Consider the following 19,907-nt stretch of genomic DNA (forward strand, 5'->3'; position numbering starts at 1 on the left):
GCCGGATCCTCGCCGTTCCTGCCGGGCGAGCGGCCGGAATCGTCACTGTTCCTCCCGGAAGGCGAGCCCTTGCCGGCGCAGGTTGCGCGTCAGCCCGGCGACGATCGCGAACAGCACCCCGGCCACCAGCACCAGCATCACCGCGGTCGCCGCCCACGGGATGTCGAGCAGCACGCCCGGCGTGACGGCCGCCGCCTGGCCGGTCAGCACGATGTGCGGCACCACCAGCACCCCGACGACGATCGCGAGCCCGGTCCCGGCCACCAGCGACAGCCCGACCACGAACGTCTGCTCCATCGCCAGGATCCCGAACACCTGCCGCGAGTTCACCCCGAGCGCCCGCAGGATCGCGAACTCGGCCATCCGCTCCCGTGCCGCGACGGCCGCGTTGACCAGGAACCCCAGCACGGCGAAGACCAGCGCCGCCAGGAACCCCAGCATCAGCGCCCCCTGCAGCCCGCTGGCCAGCGGGTCGTTCTGCAGCGTCGCGGCCAGCGCCCGCTGGTCGAGCACGGAGACGTCCCATTCCGGGTGTTTTCCGAGCGCCGCCACGGCCGCCGCGCCGTCCCCGGCCAGCCACCACTCCGTGGCGGGCCGCGGCGACTGGGCCGCGGCGAGCTCGTGCGCCTGCATCGTGCTCCAGTCGGCCAGTACGGCCTTCTGCCCGGCCGGCGCGGTGGGCATCGTCTCGACGACGCCGACGACCTTGACCGTCTGGACCCGCCGGTCGATGCTGGCCTTCCCGACCTGCCCGACGCCCAGCTTGAGCGAGGCGGCCAGGTCGGCGGTGAGCACCACGGGCAGCGGCCCGAGCCGCGGCGGCGCCGCGAACGCGGCCGATCCCGGCCCGGTGCCGACGGTCATCGTGAGCGGAGGCGCGGCCACGTCCCGGCCGTCGGCGCGCAGGCCGGTCAGGGTGAGGTTCGCCTCGCTCTCCGGCACGCCGGAGAGCAGGCCGCGCAGCGAGATCGGGTACGACAGCGCCCCGCTCCGCCCGGCCAGGGCCCGGAGATCCACGTCGACCTGGTTCTCGCCCGCCTTGAGCACGCCGAGCGAGACCTCCCGCCACACGCCGAGGGCGTCGGACAGGACGAGCCGCAGCGGCAGGTCCGTGCTCACCCGGGCGGCCAGGCTGAGTGTGGTGGGCCGGCCGGGCAGGTCGAGCTTGCCCGCGACGTCGCCGGCCAGGCCCCGCGACAGCTCGGCGGTGGTCTGCGCCGACAGATCTGGACGAAGGTGGAAAAGCTCCCCCATCTTCCCGGCGTCGAGCGTGAGCAGCAGCGCGTTCTCGCCACCGACCTCGCTCTGCCCCCGGTATCCGGGGGAGGCGGCGGTGAGTCCAGGCAGGGTGGTGAACGCGGTGCCGCGTCCGAGCGCGCCCAGCTCGGGCCCGTCCGGCGGTCCCGACAGCCGCAGGTCGGCGCCCGCCTGGTGCCGGGCCTGGTCGAGCTGCGAGGAACGCCAGGTGGCGGTGGTGGCCAGGGAGACGATGCCGATCGCGACGGCCATGGTGAGCAGCAGCGCGGGGCCGGCGTACTTGAGCGGCCGCCGGCTGACCTGCCAGGCCCCGAGTGCGGGGGCGAGGGCGGGCCGTCTGGACGTCACCCGTTCGGCCAGCCTGGACACGCGCGGCACCAGCCGCAGCCCCAGCATGCCGCCGGTGAGCAGGGCCAGCGCGGGCCCGGAGATGATCAGCGGGTCGATGCCCAGCCCGCCCTGCGCGGTGGTGGTCACTGGCGCGCCGTAACGCTGGAGCTGCCAGATGGCCAGTCCGGCCACGACCAGCAGCGCCAGGTCGGCGCCCACCCGTTCGATCAGCCCGCGCCCGCCGCCGCGCCCGCGCGCCGACTGCTCCTCCACGTACGTGCGCCGCGCGCCGGCCAGGGCGGGCAGCATGAGCAGCACGGCCGCGGCCAGCGCCACGCCGGACGACACGAGGAACGTGCCCAGGTCCGCGACCGGCGCGAGCCGCACGCCCGAGGCCCTGATCCAGGGCAGCATGGTGACCAGCGCGAGCAGCGGCGGCCCGAGGAACGGCGCCACGATCGCGCAGGGCAGGGCCACCAGCAGCGCCTCGCCGCCTGCCAGCGCTGCCAGCCGCATCGTGCCCGCGCCGCGCGAGCGCAGCAGCGCCACCTCCATGCGGCGGTGGTCGGCCAGCAGCCGCGCGGTCAGCATCAGCGCGTACGCGGCCAGCAACAGCAGTTGCAGCACCGGGATCAGCATGGTGGAGCGGGCCACCAGCGAGGCGGTGTCGAGCTGGGTGAGCATCTCGGGCAGGCGGCTGGCCGTCTCGCAGCCGGTGCACCCGGCGGCCTTGAGCCGGTCGCCCAGGTCCGCGACGGCGCCGGCCAGCGGGCGCAGCCGTTCCGGCGTGATGGCGCGCAGGTCGGGCACGGCGGCCCAGGTCGCGTTGACGCTGGTCGCGAACCGGCCGACGAACGTCTCACGTGCGACCATCAGCGGCCCGTACGTGGTGAAGTCGCGGCGCTCGACCCCCGTGCTGAGCAGCTGCTCGCCCGCCCACCGTGCGCCGAACGGGTCGTCGAGCTGGAAGACGCCGACCACGCGGACCTTGACCGGCCGCGGGTCGAGCCGGCCCCGCACGGTGTACTCGTGGCCCACCTCGAACCCGGTCGCCGTGGCCGCCGACAGCGAGAGCACCGCCTCGACCGGGTCGTTCCCTGACTTGGGCCCCGGCTTGGGCGCAGGTGTGGGCCACGTGCCTGAGACCAGCCTGGCCTGCTGGTCGAGGCCGTCGTAGCTGCCGAACCTGAGCAGCTCGGGCAGCTTCCTGTCCTCCTGGCCCGGCATGGTGTAGGAGTCGGAGCGCAGGCTGGTGGTGACGGCGGGCGTGCTGGGGTAGGCCTTGGCGAGCTCGGCGCGGATGGAGGCGTCGTACTTCGGGAACGTCTCCGCGGTCACGGAGGCGCTGATGGTGACGGCGGTCTGCTCGTACGAGGCGGTCTCCATCGTCCGGCGGACACCGGCTTCGGCGATGGAGGAGGCGTACATGGTCAGCGCCACGAGCGTGGTCGTGGCGAGCAGGATCGACCCGAACGCGGCCAGCAGGAGCAACGGCTCGCTGAACGCCCGTTTGACGACGAGCGGCCCCCGCATATGTCCCCCTTAACCCCGTTTAGTGCACTTTCGAGCACGCGCGGAGCGAGGGGCAAGGCGATCTTTGCAACGGTGACTCACCCGATACGGCAGTGTGATATCGAAACCGTGACAAAGTCCCAACAAAAACAAGAACGCCGCACTCCGACGTGGAGTGCGGCGTTGCTGATCCGGTCGCGCTTACTTGGCGGCCAGGGCCGCGGCCTGCTTGGCGATCGCGGACTTGCGGTTGGCGGCCTGGTTCTTGTGGATGACGCCCTTGCTGACGGCCTTGTCGAGCTGACGGGCGGCGACCCGCTGAAGGGCCGCGGCCTGCTCGACGTCGCCCTGCTCGGCGGCCTCGCGGAACTTGCGGACGGCAGTCTTCAGCGAGGACTTGACTGCCTTGTTGCGCAGACGAGCCTTCTCGTTCTGCTTGTTGCGCTTGATCTGGGACTTGATGTTCGCCACGAAGAAGCCTCGGTGAAGTCTGAAGTGATTGGACGGGGCGCGCGGGCTCGAGAGAGGGCGCGCCACACGCAGTTGCCCAGGCTACCAATAACCCAGGCCGCTGCTCAAATCAACGCCATCGTGTCATGTACTCGTGCCAATCCTTTTCCGTGGCCGCGAAGTCCACGTAGAGGGCCAGCCCGAACCGCTCGCGACGGCCGTGATCGGAGAGCGCCAGCCTGGCGCCCTCGGCCGCCATCTCGACGCTCTCGGCGGCGTCCAGCCATGGTACCCCGTGGTCGTGGTAGGCGGGGGCGCCGATGACCAGGGACTTCCCGGCGGGCACCAGGTCCAGGGCGAGGCGGGCCTGGCGGGCCACGTGGCCACCGTAGAGCGACTGCAGCGGGGTGTAGGAGTCGTACGTCATGACGGCCACCTGGTCCACCCGGTGCACGACTTCACTGAAATATCCCTCGGACCAGTACTTGTCGTGACCCAGCAGGGCTCGGGCGGTCAGGCGCATGCCCGGGTACGGCTCGATCTGCGGGGTGGAGGCGGACAGGAGCTTCGTGTACCGCCTGGTCCGGTCGAGCAGGTCGAGGAACTCGGTGTCAGCGTCGCCGATCGGCTCGAAGTTGTAGTGGATGCCGTCGTAGCCGGTCTTCATGACGGCGGCCACGCCGGCCAGGACGTTCTCGCGGGACTTCGGGTCGTCGAGGTCGAGGTGGTCGTCGAGGCCCGCGTCGACGGTCTGGCCGAGCCAGGCGGAGATGCGGATCCCGGGCAGCCGTTCCCGCATCCAAGAGATGAAATTTCCGGCGTTGGGGTATTTGGCGGGATCTAATCGGCCGTCGTACTCGAAGGGGCCCGAGTGGACGTACACGTCCTTGATGCCCGTGGCGCGCAGCCGTACCGCGAGCAGCTCCACGTCGTGCTCCGTGCGGCGGCCGTCGACCCACGCGTGGCCCAGCCAGAGGGCGTCGTTGCCCGTGCTCTTCGCCCAGGCCGCCGGGGCACCGGTAAACTGGAGCCGGAGCGCCACGGCGAGGAGGCCGACCAGCGCGACTACGACGGCCAAGGCCAGCGCGACCAGGCGCAGGCCGCGGCGGATGACGGTCCGGGCTATCACCCGGGCATGTCACCATAAAAGACTGCTCTACCTCAACCCTGTCGAAACGGACTTCGGTGCGCACTCAGCCTGGCCAGACCGACCCCGCGTTGATCCGCAACTTCTGCATCATCGCGCACATCGACCATGGCAAGTCGACGCTTGCCGACCGCATGCTGCAGATCACCGGCGTGGTCGACGACCGTTCCATGCGTGCCCAATACCTCGACAGGATGGACATCGAGCGCGAACGGGGCATCACGATCAAGTCGCAGGCGGTGCGGCTGCCGTGGGACGGTCACGTGCTCAACATGATCGACACCCCCGGGCACGTCGACTTCACCTACGAGGTGTCCCGGTCGCTGCAGGCGTGCGAGGGCGCGATCCTGCTGGTCGACGCGGCCCAGGGCATCGAGGCGCAGACGCTGGCCAACCTCTACCTGGCCATGAACGCCGACCTGCACATCATCCCCGTGCTCAACAAGATCGACCTGCCCGCCGCGCAGCCGGAGAAGTTCGCCGAGGAGCTCGCGGGGCTGATCGGCTGCGACCCGTCCGACGTGCTCAAGGTGTCCGGCAAGACCGGCGTGGGCGTGCGCGAGCTGCTCGACCACGTCGTGCAGACCGTGCCCCCGCCCGTCGGCGTCGCCGACGCGGCCGCCCGGGCGCTGATCTTCGACTCCGTCTACGACACCTACCGCGGCGTGGTCACCTACGTCCGGGTGTTCGACGGTCACCTGGGCAAGCGCGAGCGCATCCTGATGATGTCCACCAACGCCACCCACGAGACGCTGGAGATCGGCGTCATCTCGCCGGAGCCCAAGGTCGCCGACCAGGGCCTGGGCGTGGGCGAGGTGGGCTACCTGATCACCGGCGTCAAGGACGTGCGCCAGTCGAGGGTCGGCGACACCGTCACCTCCGCGGCCAAGTCCGCCACGGACATGCTGGCCGGCTACGAGCACCCCAAGCCGATGGTGTTCTCCGGCCTCTACCCGATCGACGGCGACGAATATCCCGAGCTGCGCGAGGCGCTCGACAAGCTTCAGCTCAACGACGCCGCGCTGGTCTACGAGCCGGAGACCTCGGCGGCGCTCGGGTTCGGCTTCCGCGTCGGCTTCCTCGGGCTGCTGCACATGGAGATCGTGCGCGAGCGGCTGGAGCGGGAGTTCGGGCTGTCGCTGATCTCCACCGCGCCCAACGTGGTCTACCGCGTGGTCATGGAGGACGGGAAAGAGCTCACCGTCACCAACCCGTCGGAGTTCCCCACCGGCGGCAAGATCGCGCAGGTCTTCGAGCCGGTCACCAAGTCCACGATCCTGGCGCCGTCCGAGTTCATCGGCGCGATCATGGAGATCTGCCAGGGGCGGCGCGGCCAGCTCCTCGGCATGGACTACCTGTCGGAGGACCGGGTCGAGATCCGCTACACGCTGCCGCTCGGCGAGATCATCTTCGACTTCTTCGACCAGCTCAAGTCGCGCACCCGCGGTTACGCCTCGCTCGACTACGAGCCCGCCGGCGAGCAGGAGGCCGAGCTGGTCAAGGTCGACATCCTGCTGCAGGGCGAGGCGGTCGACGCCTTCAGCGCCATCGTGCACAAGGACAAGGCCTACGGCTACGGCGTCGACATGGCCAAGAAGCTGCGCGAGCTGATCCCGCGGCAGCAGTTCGAGGTGCCCATCCAGGCCGCCATCGGGGCCAGGGTCATCGCCCGCGAGAACATCAGGGCCATCCGCAAGGACGTCCTGGCCAAGTGCTACGGCGGTGACATCTCCCGTAAACGCAAACTGCTGGAGAAGCAGAAGGAGGGCAAGAAGCGGATGAAGATGGTCGGCCGGGTCGAGGTGCCCCAGGAGGCCTTCGTCGCCGCGCTCTCCACCGACGGCAACGCCGACAAGGCCAAGAAGTAGCCCCTGCGGGCCGAGGCCTCTGGTGTTCATCGCCGGAGGCCCTTTGTGCTGCCTTCGTCCGATCGCCATCTCGATGGCGGCGGATACGCTGAAACCATGGAAGTGGTACATACGGCGCGTATGGTCCTATCTCGGGTCACGGCCGATGATCTGGACGCCGTCCACGAGATTCACGCCGACCCGCGGACGAGCGTCTACCACCCGAGCGGCCCCGTGACCGACCTGGAGTCCAGCCGCGCCATGCTCGACCTGTGGCTGGCCGACTGGGAGGAGCGGGGGATCGGCTACTGGGCGGCGCGGCCGGTGGACGAGCCGCTCGTGCTCGGATTCGGCGGGCTGCGCCGCGCGATCGTGGACGGGCGCGAGGTGCTGAACCTGTACTACCGCTTCCGCCCCGCCGCCTGGGGCAAGGGGTACGCGGTCGAGCTGGCCAGGGCCGCCCTCGACGTCGGCGAGGGGCTGGGGCAGGTCGTGGCGGTGATCAGGGACATCAACCTGCCCTCGCGCCGGGTGGCCGAGCGGATCGGCATGAAGAAGGACCGGACGATCCCGTACGGAGGCGTGGCCAGCGACGTCTACGTCACCTGACCCCGCTCGACCGGCGACGTCTCACCTCATCCGACCCGTCCGCCACACGTACCCCATGAGCACCACCGCACCCATGACCGCCTGCGCGATCAGGAACGGCGTCAGCACGGCCGGCTGCGTGAGCAGTGCGATGGCGGTAGGGAGGCAGCCGAGCAGGGCCAGGTCGGGGCCGGTGGCCGCCCAGAACAGCGGGCCCGTCGGGATGGCGCCGCCCGGGGTGTCGAGAACCGGCATCGAGTGGTCGACCGGGGCGCGTCCGGCCATCCGCAGCGCGGCGGCGGCCAGCGCAGGGCCGGCCAGCAGCCCCAGCACCCACCACGCCCCTGCCCCCGCTGTCGCGGTCGCTGTCACCGTCGCCACCGTCGCCGTCTGGGGCGTGGCGGGGACGGCCAGGGTCAGGGCGGTGAGGGCGGTGGCCGCCCAGACGCCGGCCAGCAGGGCGGGCAGGGCCGCGCGGGCCGCCAGCGCCGGGCGGCGGCCCACGCCGATGAGCCTGGCCAGGGCCGGGTTGTCGGCGTCCCTGCGGGCGCCCGACGTACCCAACGAGGCCACGGCCAGCGCGCCGGCCAGCACGGCCGCCCCCAGCGCCCCCGGCGGGCCGCCCGCCTGAGCCAGCACCGCGGGCAGTGCCGCCGTCGCCGCGACGGCCGCCAGCCGTCCCGGCGTGCGGGCCAGCTTGCGCCAGTCGTGCCAGGCCAGCGCGAACGGCGCGGGCAGCGACGGCCACCGCCTGGAGGCGAGCCGCCTGGCCCGCCAGCGGTTGTCCTCGGCGATCCAGGTGAGCGCGCCGGGGTCGAGGGAGACGGTCGCCCGCGCCACATGGCCGGCCCTGGTCGAGGCGTTCGCGAGGGTACGGGTGGGAATGCGATCGAGGGAGGTCCATGCCCGCCGTACCAGCAGGGCGGAGAGCATCGCGGCCCCCGACGCGGCGGCGGCCAGGGCGGTGAGCGGAGCGCTCGCGGCGATCGTCATCACCGTACGGAGCTGCCCGCTCATCGCCACCACGGCCAGCACCAGCAGCGCCGCCATCGCGCCGGTCAGCCAGATCTGCCAGGACGGGGAGACCTGCCCGAGCACGGCCAGCGCCAGCCCGCCCGCCGTCGCGGAGACGCCGAGCACCAGCGCGCCGACCAGCCGCCACCCGAGCTGGTCGGGCGCGCCCAGCACGGCCAGCAGCCCCACGCCCAGCAGCACGCCCGCCACCAGGGCGATCACGCCCAGCGCGCGGGCCGTCCGGCCGAGGAGGTGGCGCCGGTTCAGCGGGGAGAGCAGCAGCCAGGACGCGTCGGCGGCGGGCAGCAGCACGGGCCCCGCCGCGCGGGCCGCCGCCAGGAAGCCCGCCACGGCGAGCGCGAGCAGCGCCGCACCCGCGCCGGCCCGTACCGGGTCGATCGGCCCGGCCAGGCCGGTGAGCAGGCCGGACAGCGGGTGCCCGAGCACGGCCGCGATCATGGCCAGGCCGAAGACGGCGGCGTAGCGGTCGATCATCGTGGCGGGGGCGCGGCCGCGCGAGCGGAGGTAGGCCCGCACCGTCCGTACGCTCGCCTCCGGCCCGCTCACGCGCCCACCCCCGCAGGAGAGATCTGCCGGGCTCCGGCGGCCAGGCCCTCGTCGTGGGTGGCCATGACGACGGTGCCGCCCTCGTCCGCGTACGCGGCGAGCAGGCCGGTCAGGCGGTCGCGGAAGGCGGCGTCCAGGCCGCGCTCCGGCTCGTCCAGCAGCAGCAACGTGCTCGGCCGCAGCAGCGCGGCGGCCAGGCAGAGGCGCTGGCGCTGGCCGGTGGACAGGTTCAGCGGCGGCGCGTCGCCCCGCTCCGTCAGCGCGAACGCCTCCATCGCCGCGTCCACCGTCATTCTGGGACGGGCGTGCACGGCTCCCATCAGCTCCAGATGTTCGCGCGCAGTGAGCCCCGGATACCAGGCGGGCTCGTCAGCCAGCAACGCGACGCGCCCCCAGAAGGCGGCGTCGTCGGCAGGGGGCTCGCCGAACACCCGGATCTCTCCCGAGGTGGCCGGCTGGAGACCGGCCAGGCAGCGCAGGAGGGTGGACTTGCCCGAGCCGTTGGGGCCCACCACCGCCACGATCTCGCCGGGGGAGACGGTCAGGCGCAGGTTCCGGAGCACGGGGTTGCCGCCCAGTTCGACCATGAGGTTGTCGGTGGTGATGATCGGGTCGTGCATCGTACGAGCGTATCCATCGTTCCGGCCGAGCGCGCATCGGCGACCTCCGGGTTCGGCGAGAGCTGAACGGGGGTTGACGGGAGCGGAACGGGGGTTGGCGGAGGTCGAACGGGGCTTGACGGGAGTCGAACGGGGGCCGGGCGCCGCGTGCGTGATGACGCGGTCCGCGAGGCGCCAAAGGGCGGGATCCCCGGCGACGCAAGGGATTCTGTCGGTGCCACCCTCTACCTTTTCATTCCGAACACCTGTGCGACTGGAGGGTGACGTGATTGCTTCTGAGCGATTCGAGCGTGCCGCGGTGCTGGGGGTGGCTGTGGCCGAGGAGGCGCGGCGGCTGCTGAAGCTGCATGTGGGCGAAGGTGAGGAGGGTGACGACGGCACCGTCCTCGTGGACGTGCCCTACCCCGACGCGGCCGTGGTCACGGCGCTGCTCGATGTGGCGGCCGAGTGTTTCGGCGAACGGGGCGACTCGGTCGAGGAGACCAGGCAGGCGGCCCTGGAGACGTTGTTACAGCTGGCCGGGTTCGACGAGGAGTCCCAGCTCAATGCGGGCCGGCCAGGCCGTGACGGTAGGCGTACGTGACGGCCTGGGCCCGGTCCCTGAGTCGGGCCTTGGCGAAGAGGTTGTTGATGTGCGTCTTGACGGTGGCTTCGGTGATGTAGAGGCGCAGGGCGATCTCGGCGTTCGACAGGCCCTCGGCGATGAGGGCCAGCACCTCGCTCTCGCGCGGAGTGAGTCCGTCCGGCGCCTCGCCGCCCCGGCGATCCGCCGGACCGGGTTTCGCCCTGCCCGCCTGGTGGGCCGGCTCGTCGGCCGTCTCGTAAGGGGTCTCGTCGGCCGTCTTGCCGAGCGTCTTGTCGAGGGCCTCGCCGGGCGTCTTGTCGGGCTTCTTGTCGGGTGGCGGCTGGGAGGTGGTGTGGTCCGGTGGGCTGGTGTGGTCCGGTGAGGGAGGGGAGATCGTGTCCAGGAGACGGCGTTGCACCGTGGGGTCGAGCTGGGCGTCGCCGCGCATCACCGTGGCCACGGCCGAGGCGATGTCGTCGGCGTCCGCGTCCTTGGTGAGAAACCCTCGCGCGCCCGCACGCAGCGCCGCGAAGACCGACTCGTCGTCCGAATACGTGGTGAGCACGACGACCTGGGTGGCGGGGTGGGCGGCGCGGATGCGTCCGGTCGCCTCCACGCCGTCCATGCGCGGCATGCGCAGGTCCATCAGCACCACGTCCGGCGACTCCGCGCCGACCAGCCGCAACGCGGTCTCACCGTCGCCCGCCGACCCGACCACCTCGATCCCCGGCAACAGCCCGAGCAGCAGCACCAGTCCCTCACGCACCACCGCCTGGTCGTCGACCACCACCACTCTGATCACCGGAGGAGCACCCCCATGATCCCGTTCCCTTCGATCCCGATCCCGCGCCTGACGACGCTGCCGCTCATGCCTGGCTCCCATGCCCAGCCGTCCTCGGCCTCATCGCCGTCCCTGGTCGCGGTGCCGATCGGGGCGCGGGATCCGACGCGAGGAGAGGAGGAGCAAAGGGGAGAGCCGTGCTCGCGAGAAGAACGGCTCATGCCGGCACCCTCAGGTGCACCAGGAAGACGCCGTCACATTCGCCCGCCGACAGCGTGCCACCGAGAAGTTCGGCACGCTCACGCATCCCCACCAGTCCATACCCGCTCCTGGGTGATCCCGCCCCGGGTGACCCAGTCTGGGGCGATCCCGGTTCGGGCGATGGTTCGGGCGATCCCGGCTCAGACGGCCTGGGCTCAGACGGCCTGGGCTCGGGCGGCCCCGGCTTGGGCGATCCCGGCTCAGACGGCCTGGGCTCAGGTAGCCCCGATTCGGGTGATTCCGGCTCAGACGGCCTGGGCTCGGGTGGCCCCGCCTCGGGCAGATTCGGCTCAGGTGACCGCGTTCTGGGTGGTTCCGTTCCGGCGGAGGTGGGGCTGATGACTCGCAGGTCGCACCAGGCCGGGCCGAAGTCGAGCTCGACCTCGGCCGGGCTGCCGGGCGCGTGGCGGCGTACGTTCGTGAGGGCCTCTTGGGTCGTGCGCAGCATCGCGAGCTCCGTCTCAGGAGAGAGTCGGCGCTCCGAGCCCGAGATGCGCAGCGTGCAGGGCCTGTGGGTGGTGCTCTCGAAGTTCTCCGCGAGAGAGCGCAGCGCCACGGGCAGCTCAGGAGGATCCTCGCGCAGCGCCGACACCGCCCGGCCGGCCTCATCCAGCCCCGACTTGGCCAGGTCGCGGGCGTGGGTGACGCGGTCGAGCGCCTCGGCCGTACGTTCCGCGCGCAGCAGCAGCTTGGCGCCTTCGAGGTGGACGAGCTGGGCGGACAGGGAGTGGGCCAGGATGTCGTGGATCTCCCTGGCGATCCTGGCCCGCTCCGCGAGCACGGCTTCCCTGGCCTCGGCGGCTCTGGCGGCTTTGCGCTGTTTGCCGGCGTACGTGACCAGGAAGATCAGGCAGACGCTGAGGATGAGCGTGAGGTCCTGCACCGGCGCGCCGGAGATCCCGCCCGCCACGATCAGCCCGGCGACGGCCAGCAACGCGACCGCCAGCGACCGCGCCAAGGTCAGGCGGCTCACCGCCAGGCTGACGCACACGAGCAGCGAGCCGATCGTGGCCCCGCTGTGGGTGATCGAGTTCAGGGCGATGGAGAGGAGCACCCCGAGGCTGAGCGCGATCGTCGTGGCGAGTTGCGACATGCTCACCCTTGGCCGGCGCATCCTCCGCCACGCGGCTGGGAGAGAACGCCCGGACGGCTGGTCCGCGCGTACGCTGCGCCACGCGTTCGGCCGGCTGGCCGGAAAGCGGGTGCGCACGCTGCGCCACGCGCCGGAAAGGCCGGCCCGGACGCGTATGCGCAGGATCCGCCATGCGCTGAAAAGGCGGGTGCGTAGGGTTCGCCAGGCGGCGGAAAGGCTGGCCGGAAAGCGGGTGCTTTCGGTCCGCCAGACGCCGGAAAGGCTGGGCGGGAACTGCGCGTTCGGGGTCCGCCCCGTGGCTGGGAGGGAACGTCCGGTCGGCGAGGGTGTGCGGATGGTGCGCCCCGAGGCTGGGAACGGATCCCCGGTGAACCGGCGCGGGTGTGTGCTCTCCCCTTCGGCTGGAAGCGGACGTCCGGCCGGCGGGCTCTCACCGATGCCGATGCCGATGCCGGTGCCGGTGCCAGCGCCGGTGGTGGTGGGGCCGGTGGCGGTGGTGCCGATGGTGCTGGCGCTGGCGCTGGTGCGGGTGGTGGTGCTCGTGCCGGTCTGCGTGGCGGGGAGGAAGCCCACGTTCTTCTTACGGGGGAGGCTCCACGGGCGTGACAGGAGCAGGGCGGCGAGGAGGGAGAGGGCCAGAGCGACGGTCAGCAGGGTGACGACCAGCGGCGTACCGGTCAGGCCCGGCGCGGGTGTCTCCCGCGCCAGCGCCACGATCAGCAGCACGATCACCCCCAGCCGCAACGCGACCGGGACGAACCTGGACAGCTCACGCATCACCCTTCGAAAGTATCCGGTCGCCGGTCAGCGCACGGCCCCGGCGTGCGACGAGGTACGCCTGGGTGCCGAGCGTGAGGCCGAGGAACAGCAGGGCTCCGCCGGTCGAGACGGACAGCCCTACGGCCGTTCCCACGAAGTAGAGGCCGACCCGGGTCGCGATCGAGACCAGCCATGCCAGCAGCGTCCAGACGGTGGCCTTCGCCCAGGCGATGCCGGCGTCGTCCAGCCAGACGCGCACGCTGCTCGCACGCCACGCGCCGAGCGCGACGGCGGCGACCGCTTCAACGGCGAAGAGGGCCAGGCTGAGTGCGGGCTGCCCGGTGTCGAAGAGCCCGCCGGACGTGAAGCCGAGCACCACCAGGGCGGCGGCGGTGACGAGGGTTCCCGTCATGCGGGCGGCGGGCCGGGTTCGGGTCTGTCGGTAGACGGCGAGCGAGAGGGCGAGAAGGACGAGAAGGGAAATCTCCACGGTGTTCACGAGGTCCGACCGTAGGCAGACGCCCCCGAAACCGGATCGACCCGCGGGTTGAGCCCCCGAATCTCCACCCTGGGGTGGAGCGTCCGCCCGGGCCATCGGTAGCACCCGGTTGTGTGGTCAACTTGGGCCCGGCGTGTGGCCGCGCTGAGCCCAGTCGTGCGGTCCCGTCGAGTGTGGTCGCGTGGTCGGGCTGTGCCTGGCGGCGTGGTCAGGATGTTGCTGGGCGTGTAACCGCGCTGGCCAGGTCACGCCCGGGAGTGGGGTTGGGTTGTGCCTGGCCCGTCCTGGTGGCTTGCCGTGGTGGTCTGGGTGTGTCCGGTTGCGTCGCCGAGGGGTGTGGTCGGGTCGCGCCTGCTTGGTAGCGCCTGGCTGGGGCGGGTGTGGCCGGCTGTGTCGCCAGGGGCGTGGTTGGAGTGTGGTCGGGGGCCTCGCTTCGTCGTGCCTGGTTGCGGGGAGGCGGTCGTGTTCGGAGGTGTGGGGCAGGCCGTGTGCCCAAAGACGTGGGTCGGCCATGCGTCCGGGCGCGTGGCGGGGTAGTCGTGCGTCTGAGCGTGTGGCGTAGACCGCGTCCGAACGCGTGGGGTGGCCGTGTGCCCAGAGGATGGGGTTGGCCATGCGTCCGAACGCGGGAGGTAGGCCGTGCGCCCGGGGTGTGGGGTGGGCCGCGTCCGAACGCCTGGGTAGATCGCAGGTCCGGACGTGTGGGGTAGGTCGCGGGTCCGGACCCGTGGGGCAGATCGTGCGCCCGAGCCTGTGGGGTGGCCGCGTCCGGACGCCTGGGGTAGATCGCGTGTCCGGGCGGGGTCCGTAGAACGTACGCCCGGGCTTGTGGCGTAGGCCGCGTCCGATGACGTCGTTTAGGTCGCGTCCGGACGTGGGGGGTAGATCGTGTGTCCGGGTGTGGGGCGGAGGTCGCGACTGGACGGGTGGGGAGGCCGCGCCCGGGTGCCTTGGGCGGGTGGGCGCGGCCTGGGGGTCAGTGGAGGATTGAGTACAAAGCGGTGGTGAGGGAGGCGCGGGAGTCGTCCTGGTCGATGGACCACATCATCGAGCCGCCCAGCCCCTTGAGCCGGATGTAGGCCGCCTTCTGCAGCATCACCGCCGGGTCGTCGTACGACCAGAACTCGTTGCCGTCGTACAGCCACATCGTCCCCGTGCGCAGGTCGCGGTGGCGTTTGCCGGGTTTGGTGAGGAGGTCCTTGTAGTCCTCGGTGCCGGGGGCCCATTTGCCGGGGGCGGGGCCGGTGGCGGGCTGGTAAAGGCCGTTGCCGGCGCCGGTGACGCCGGTCCAGCCCTGGCCGTACGCGGGCACGCCCACCACGAGCTTGCGGGCCGGCGCCCCACGGGAGAGGTAGTCGCGTACGGTCTGGTCGACGCTGTATTTGACCGGGTTCGGGTCGCGCCGGTCGGTGAGCAGGTTGCCGTTGTGGCCGGTCCTGGGCTCCCAGGAGCCGCGTAGGTCGTAGCCCTGGACGGTGGCGAAGTCGAGCTGCCGGAAGACGTCGCGGACCTCGAAGCCGGCGTCGATCTTGGCTGCGGCGGCCGGGAGGAAGGCGGTGAGCTGGGCCTTGGCCGAGTACGCGGTGAGCTGCTTGCGCAGTTCGCGGACGAAGAGGGTGAAGTTGCGCTTGTCCTCCGGCCTGATGACGTTGCCGTCGGCGCCGGACGAGCCCGGCCATTCCCAGTCCAGGTCGATGCCGTCGAACACGCCGGCCCCCGCGCCCGGCTCCAGTCCCGGCAGGTTGCCGCGCAGCCACAGGTCGATGCAGGAGGCCGCCAGCGCGGAGCGGGACTCGGGGGTGAGGACGGCGTCGGAGAAGTGCGCGGAGCCGGTCCAGCCGCCGAGCGAGATCATCACCTTGAGCCCGCGGTGCTTGGCCTTGAGCTTGCGCAGCTGGTTGAGGTTGCCGTTGAGCGCCTGACCCGGGGCGTCGGCGACCCCGTCCACGCTCTGCTCGGCCGGTACGGGGCGCTGCCAGTCCGCCCACGGGTCGGCCGAGTAGCAGGCGCCCTCGGCGTTCACGAAGCCGAACGCGTAGTTGAGATGGGTGAGCTTGGCGGCGGCGCCGGAGACGTCCATGTCCCTGACGTGGTAGTTCCGGCCGTAGATGCCCCATTGGATGAAGTACGCGACCCGCTTGAAGCCGGTATGGGCCTCGGCGGGCACGGCGAGCGCCGAGAGGCCGAGTAAGAGCGACAGTGTGATCAGGACCTTCTTACGCACGGAGCGGCTCCCGGTGACTGCGCAGCCTTATATAGGAAACTTTCCTATAAGTTAGACGCGATCGTAGAGCGGCTTCTGTCCCCCGTCAACGACCCGCGCGACCTCTTCGGGCGAGGACAGCAGACTCCAGGCGAAGGCGGGGTCGGCGAACAGCGACACCACCAGATCGGCGAGGTCCTGCCTGGTGGCGGCGGCCAGCAGCAGCCGCGCGACGTGCTCGGGTGGCGGCTGCAGGAACGCGTTCGTCCAGTCGGTGACCGGCGCCGCCGCCTCCCACATCCGCTCGGCCGTGGCGTGGGCGAACGCGGCGTCGTACGGGCCGCCGGCCGCGATGGCGTCGGCCGCGATCCAGGCGCATCTGGAGCCCAGGTTCGCGCCCTGGCCGGTGATCGGGTCGTTGACGATCCAGGCGTCGCCGACGGCCAGCGCGATCCGGCCGCCGGGCAGCTCGGCCACCGGCCGGCGTACGGTGGGTGTGATCGCGCCCTGCAGCAGGTCGTCGGGCCCCAGCAGGCCGAACTCGGCCGGGTTCAGCCCTTCGGCCAGCCGCGGCGCGTACTCGCGGATCAGCCCGGGCAGGGCGGCGGAGACCTCGTTCCACGGCATGTGGGTGACCGGCTCCAGCGGGCCGCCGGGGATCGCCTCGACGAGCAGGGTGGAGACGACGCCCTCCCGCGTCATCATCGGCAGGCGGAAGATCTCGCCCACCCCGCCGGCGATGTTGTTGGAGAAGGCGGCAGGCAGGTCGATGCCGTGGTAGAGCCCGGCGGCCAGCCTGCGCTGCGGCCGGTCGTACGGGGAGCGCGCCGGATCGCGCGGGAAGAGCTCGGCCACCGAGCGCCGTCCCGCCGCCACCACCATCAGCTCGTGCCGCCGCGACCAGCGATCCACCTGCGCCGCGTCCGGTTCCGTGGCGGCCGGCACGATCTCGCCGCCCCGTCCGGCGTAGTCGTCCATGAACGCGGGCAGCAGCAGCCGGAAGTCGACGGCGTGGAACGGCTCGCTCACGTAGCCGGTGAACTCCAGCGGCGGATCGCCCTTGATCGAGAGCGTGGCGGAGTTCATGAGGCAGGCGGGGTCGCGGAAGTGGGCGCTGCCCAGCTCCCGCTCCCGTTCCTGCGTGTGGCCCATCCTGGCCACGGTGTTGGGCAGCCGCCCCGTACGGATCGACTCGGCCCCGCGCTCGCAGTAGAGCGTGGTCTCGACGCCGAGCTGCTGCAGCCGCAGAGCGAGGGTGAGCCCCGAGATCCCCGCCCCCACGATGCCGATGCCCGCCATGGTGTTTCCCCCTTCGCCGGTATCACATCAGTTGACATGTCCTGACTTGCAGTCGGATTGGAGCACTCTTGGGAGGCGGGCACACTGGTAGGTGTGCCATCCACCCTGCCTGACGGCGATCCCGCGCCCACCACGGGCGAACTGCCCGACAGCGCCCTCCGGGGCCTCGGCGAGCGCCCGTTCGGCTTCTACGTGCACGTGCCGTTCTGCGTGACCCGCTGCGGCTACTGCGACTTCAACACCTACACCGCCGCCGAGCTCGGCCCCGGCGCCTCCCACCACGACTACGCCGACACGGTCGTGACGGAGATCCGCCTGGCGCGCCGCGTCCTGGGCGGCACCGAGCTGCCGGTGGAGACGGTGTTCTTCGGCGGGGGCACGCCCACCCTGCTGCCGCCCGAGGACCTGGCCAGGATCCTGGCCGCGATCGACTCCGAGTTCGGGCTGGCGCCTGGGGCGGAGGTCACCACGGAGGCCAACCCCGAGTCGGTCGATCCGTCGTCCCTGGAGAAGCTGCGTCACGGCGGGTTCAACCGGATCAGCTTCGGCATGCAGAGCGCGCGCGAGCACGTGCTGCGGGTCCTCGACCGGCAGCACACGCCGGGCCGGGCCGCGGCGGCGGTCAAGGAGGCCAGGCAGGCCGGGTTCGATCACGTCAACCTCGATCTGATCTACAGCACTCCGGGTGAGACCGACGACGACTGGCGGGCCTCGCTGTCCGCGGCGATCGAGGCCGGCCCCGACCACGTGTCGGCGTACTCGCTGATCGTCGAGGAGGGCACCCGCCTGGCGGCCAGGATCCGGCGCGGCGAGCTGCCCATGCCCGACGACGACGTGGCCGCCGACCGCTACCTGATCGCCGACGAACTGCTCTCCAGTGCCGGTCTGCGCTGGTACGAGGTGTCCAACTGGGCGGTGGACGACGCCGCCCGCTGCCGGCACAACCTGCTCTACTGGACCGGCGGCGACTGGTGGGCGGCCGGCCCCGGCGCGCACAGCCACGTCGGCGGCACCCGCTGGTGGAACGTCAAACATCCGGCCGCCTACGCGCAACGGCTGGCCGGCGGCGCCTCGCCCGCCCACGCGCGCGAGGTGCTCGGCCAGGACGACCGCGACGCCGAGCGGCTGATGCTGGAGCTGCGGCTGGCCTCCGGCTACCCGCTGGCGCGGGTGGCGCCGGCCGCCCGCCCGGCCGTGGCGAGCGCCCTGGCGCGCGGGCTGCTGGAGCCCGAGCCGTTCAAGGCGGGCCTGATGGTGCTCACCCTCCAGGGTCGGCTGCTCGCCGACGCCCTCGTCAGGGACCTCCTGGTATGAGGGGGTCTAGGTGATCATCCGGATGGAGAACGGGTAGCGGTACGGCTGGCCCTTGTTGCTGGCCACGGCGGCCTGGATGTGGAAGATCAGGGACAGCACCCAGATGACCGGCAGGAGCAGGACACCGATGAAGATGACCGTCAGGATGCCCGCGACGAGGTAGCCGATGAACATCGTGATCTGGAAGTTCAGCGCCTCCGCCGCCTGATCCCGGACATAGGGGGACTCGTCCTTCTTCATCAGGTAGATGATCAGCGGGCCGATCCACGAGACCAGCAGGCCGAGCAGGTGCGACAGCATCGCCATGGTGGTGTCGTCGGTGCCGGGGCGGGGGCCGAACCTGCCGGGGACGTACGGCTCGCCACGGCCGGGAGCGTAACCGTGGGGCTGCCCGTAGCCGGGCTGACCGCCGTGACCGGGCTGACCGTAGCCCGCTTGCCCGTAGCCCGCTTGACCGTAGTTGGGCTGGCTGGGACCGGGCTGGCCGTAGTTCGGGATCGAGCTGGGCTGCTGCCCGTACGGGAGTTGCTGACCGGACGGGTTCTGCTGCCCGTACCCGGGTTGCTGCCCATAACCCGGCTGTGAGCTGGGCTGTTGACCGTATCCGGGTTGCTGGCCGTACCCGGGCTGAGAGCCGGGTTGCTGGCCGTACCCGGGCTGAGAGCCGGGTTGCTGGCCGTACCCGGGCTGAGAGCCGGGTTGCTGGCCGTACCCGGGCTGAGAGCCGGGTTGCTGGCCGTACCCGGGCTGAGAGCCGGGTTGCTGGCCGTACCCGGGCTGAGAGCCGGGTTGCTGGCCGTACCCGGGCTGAGAGCCGGGTTGCTGGCCGTACCCCGGCTGTGAGCTGGGCTGCTGGCCGTAGGACGGCTGTGAGCCGGGTTGCTGCCCGTAGCCGGGCTGGGGGCCGGACGCCGGAGGCTGGATGTCGGCCGCGGAGATCTTCTTGGTGGCGTCGTCATCGGGCGGCGGCTGGGGCGGGTCCTGGCTCATGGTGCCTCCGTAACGAAGTCGATCAGTTCCTCGACCCGGCCGAGCAGTTCCGGCTCCAGGTCCGTGTACGTCGAGACGGCGCCGAGAATGCGCCGCCAGGCCTGCGCCGGCTCCATCCGCCAGCCCAGGGCCGCGATCACCCCCTCCTTCCACGGCACCCCGCGCGGCACGTCCGGCCAGGCGGGGATGCGCAGCACGGAGGGTTTGACCGCCTGCCAGATGTCGATGTACGGATGCCCCACCACGAGCACGTCCGGCGAGGTGATCTCGGCGGCGATCCTGCTCTCCTTGGAGCCGGGCACCAGGTGGTCCACCAGCACGCCCAGCCGGCGCCCCGGCTCGGGGCCGAACTCGGCCACGATGGCGGGCAGGTCGTCCACGCCTTCGAGGTATTCGACCACGACCCCCTCGACCCGCAGGTCGTGGCCCCAGATCTTCTCGACGAGGGCCGCGTCGTGAACGCCCTCCACGTAGATGCGGCTCTGCCTGGCGACCCTGGCCCGCAGCCCCTCCACGGCCACGGAGCCCGAGGCGCTGCGCCGGGGCGCGGCGGGGGCGGCGGCGGGACGTACCAAGGTCACGGGCTTGCCCTCCAGGAGGAAGGCGGCGGGCGCCAGCGGGAACAGGCGGCGTTTGCCGAACCGGTCCTCCAGCGTGACGGCCTCCTTGTCGCAGGCCACCACGGCGCCGCAGAAGCCGCTGTCGGCGTCCTCGACGACCAGATCCATCTCGGCGGGCACCTTGGGGATCTTCCCCTTGCCCGGCCGACGCCAGTTTCCCGCCAGAACATCGCCCTCGTACACACGGGGAC

The 19,907-nt window shown here is 71.6% G+C and carries 16 protein-coding genes; 4 read left to right on the forward strand and 12 right to left on the reverse strand.

The window, feature by feature from the left end:
• Positions 1–42: 42 nt before the first annotated feature.
• The 3 genes from B0I32_RS05210 to B0I32_RS05220 all read right to left on the reverse strand — a co-directional run bounded on the left by B0I32_RS05210 (position 43) and on the right by B0I32_RS05220 (position 4,678).
• Entirely contained in the window at positions 43–3,120 is a 3,078-nt protein-coding gene (locus B0I32_RS05210; protein WP_106235422.1) for an ABC transporter permease, read from the reverse strand.
• Positions 3,121–3,300: 180 nt separating this feature from the next.
• Positions 3,301–3,570 carry a 30S ribosomal protein S20 gene (gene rpsT, locus B0I32_RS05215; protein WP_106235424.1) on the reverse strand — a complete coding sequence of 90 codons (270 nt, stop codon included), beginning with the start codon at positions 3,568–3,570 and terminating at the stop codon, positions 3,301–3,303.
• Between the two features lie 109 nt (positions 3,571–3,679).
• Positions 3,680–4,678 carry a glycoside hydrolase family 18 protein gene (locus tag B0I32_RS05220; protein ID WP_106235426.1) on the reverse strand — a complete coding sequence of 333 codons (999 nt, stop codon included), beginning with the start codon at positions 4,676–4,678 and terminating at the stop codon, positions 3,680–3,682.
• 56 nt (positions 4,679–4,734) lie between these two features.
• Here B0I32_RS05220 and lepA point away from each other — a divergent pair, with 56 nt between their 5' ends.
• A complete protein-coding gene (gene lepA, locus B0I32_RS05225) occupies positions 4,735–6,564 on the forward strand; it encodes a translation elongation factor 4 (protein WP_106235428.1) in 1,830 nt (609 codons plus the stop codon).
• 96 nt (positions 6,565–6,660) lie between these two features.
• The gene (locus B0I32_RS05230) at positions 6,661–7,152 is read left to right on the forward strand and encodes a GNAT family N-acetyltransferase (RefSeq protein ID WP_245955598.1); all 492 of its coding nucleotides are present in this window, start codon (positions 6,661–6,663) and stop codon (positions 7,150–7,152) included.
• 21 nt (positions 7,153–7,173) lie between these two features.
• Here the strand turns inward: B0I32_RS05230 and B0I32_RS05235 are convergent, their stop codons facing one another.
• Together B0I32_RS05235 and ccmA are read right to left on the reverse strand one after the other, a co-directional pair.
• The gene (locus tag B0I32_RS05235) at positions 7,174–8,712 is read right to left on the reverse strand and encodes a DUF6297 family protein (protein WP_106235432.1); all 1,539 of its coding nucleotides are present in this window, start codon (positions 8,710–8,712) and stop codon (positions 7,174–7,176) included.
• Positions 8,709–9,332, reverse strand: a complete 624-nt coding sequence (gene ccmA / locus B0I32_RS05240) for a heme ABC exporter ATP-binding protein CcmA (RefSeq protein ID WP_106235434.1) — start codon at positions 9,330–9,332, stop codon at positions 8,709–8,711. The genes B0I32_RS05235 and ccmA overlap by 4 nt, the downstream gene beginning before the upstream one ends.
• A 265-nt stretch (positions 9,333–9,597) precedes the next feature.
• Here ccmA and B0I32_RS05245 point away from each other — a divergent pair, with 265 nt between their 5' ends.
• The gene (locus tag B0I32_RS05245) at positions 9,598–9,915 is read left to right on the forward strand and encodes a hypothetical protein (protein WP_146178049.1); all 318 of its coding nucleotides are present in this window, start codon (positions 9,598–9,600) and stop codon (positions 9,913–9,915) included.
• On the opposite strand, the gene B0I32_RS59640 is transcribed toward B0I32_RS05245, so the two are convergent.
• The 5 genes from B0I32_RS59640 to B0I32_RS05275 form a co-directional block, all read right to left on the reverse strand.
• Positions 9,875–10,699, reverse strand: coding sequence for a response regulator transcription factor (locus B0I32_RS59640; RefSeq protein ID WP_245955600.1), 825 nt, complete (start codon positions 10,697–10,699; stop codon positions 9,875–9,877). The two genes, B0I32_RS05245 and B0I32_RS59640, sit on opposite strands and share 41 nt — an antisense overlap.
• Before the next feature lie 196 nt (positions 10,700–10,895).
• On the reverse strand, positions 10,896–12,809 hold the full coding sequence (locus B0I32_RS57455) for a sensor histidine kinase (RefSeq protein ID WP_245955652.1): 1,914 nt from the start codon (positions 12,807–12,809) through the stop codon (positions 10,896–10,898).
• On the reverse strand, positions 12,802–13,290 hold the full coding sequence (locus tag B0I32_RS05265) for a hypothetical protein (protein ID WP_146178050.1): 489 nt from the start codon (positions 13,288–13,290) through the stop codon (positions 12,802–12,804). The genes B0I32_RS57455 and B0I32_RS05265 overlap by 8 nt, the downstream gene beginning before the upstream one ends.
• A 976-nt stretch (positions 13,291–14,266) precedes the next feature.
• On the reverse strand, positions 14,267–15,514 hold the full coding sequence (locus B0I32_RS05270; protein ID WP_106235445.1) for a glycoside hydrolase family 18 protein: 1,248 nt from the start codon (positions 15,512–15,514) through the stop codon (positions 14,267–14,269).
• A gap of 51 nt (positions 15,515–15,565) precedes the next feature.
• The gene (locus B0I32_RS05275; protein WP_106235447.1) at positions 15,566–16,792 is read right to left on the reverse strand and encodes a styrene monooxygenase/indole monooxygenase family protein; all 1,227 of its coding nucleotides are present in this window, start codon (positions 16,790–16,792) and stop codon (positions 15,566–15,568) included.
• 93 nt (positions 16,793–16,885) lie between these two features.
• Here B0I32_RS05275 and hemW point away from each other — a divergent pair, with 93 nt between their 5' ends.
• Complete coding sequence (gene hemW, locus B0I32_RS05280) at positions 16,886–18,106, forward strand: radical SAM family heme chaperone HemW (protein WP_106235449.1); 1,221 nt, start codon at positions 16,886–16,888, stop codon at positions 18,104–18,106.
• Positions 18,107–18,112: 6 nt separating this feature from the next.
• On the opposite strand, the gene B0I32_RS05285 is transcribed toward hemW, so the two are convergent.
• The gene (locus tag B0I32_RS05285; RefSeq protein ID WP_106235451.1) at positions 18,113–19,096 is read right to left on the reverse strand and encodes a DUF4870 domain-containing protein; all 984 of its coding nucleotides are present in this window, start codon (positions 19,094–19,096) and stop codon (positions 18,113–18,115) included.
• A complete protein-coding gene (locus tag B0I32_RS05290; protein ID WP_106235453.1) occupies positions 19,093–19,899 on the reverse strand; it encodes a DUF3097 domain-containing protein in 807 nt (268 codons plus the stop codon). Before B0I32_RS05290 ends, B0I32_RS05285 begins: the two co-directional genes overlap by 4 nt.
• Between the last annotated feature and the right edge of the window lie 8 nt (positions 19,900–19,907).

Source organism: Nonomuraea fuscirosea (assembly GCF_003001935.1).
Lineage (GTDB): Bacteria > Actinomycetota > Actinomycetes > Streptosporangiales > Streptosporangiaceae > Nonomuraea > Nonomuraea fuscirosea.

Coding starts and splice junctions, on each gene's coding strand:
- B0I32_RS05275 (WP_106235447.1), bottom strand. CDS start 16,792: ATGGCGGGCATCGGCATCGTGGGGGCGGGGATCTCGGGGCTCACCCTC.
- B0I32_RS05285 (WP_106235451.1), bottom strand. CDS start 19,096: ATGAGCCAGGACCCGCCCCAGCCGCCGCCCGATGACGACGCCACCAAG.
- B0I32_RS57455 (WP_245955652.1), bottom strand. CDS start 12,809: ATGCGTGAGCTGTCCAGGTTCGTCCCGGTCGCGTTGCGGCTGGGGGTG.
- ccmA (WP_106235434.1), bottom strand. CDS start 9,332: ATGCACGACCCGATCATCACCACCGACAACCTCATGGTCGAACTGGGC.
- B0I32_RS05230 (WP_245955598.1), top strand. CDS start 6,661: ATGGAAGTGGTACATACGGCGCGTATGGTCCTATCTCGGGTCACGGCC.
- B0I32_RS05210 (WP_106235422.1), bottom strand. CDS start 3,120: ATGCGGGGGCCGCTCGTCGTCAAACGGGCGTTCAGCGAGCCGTTGCTC.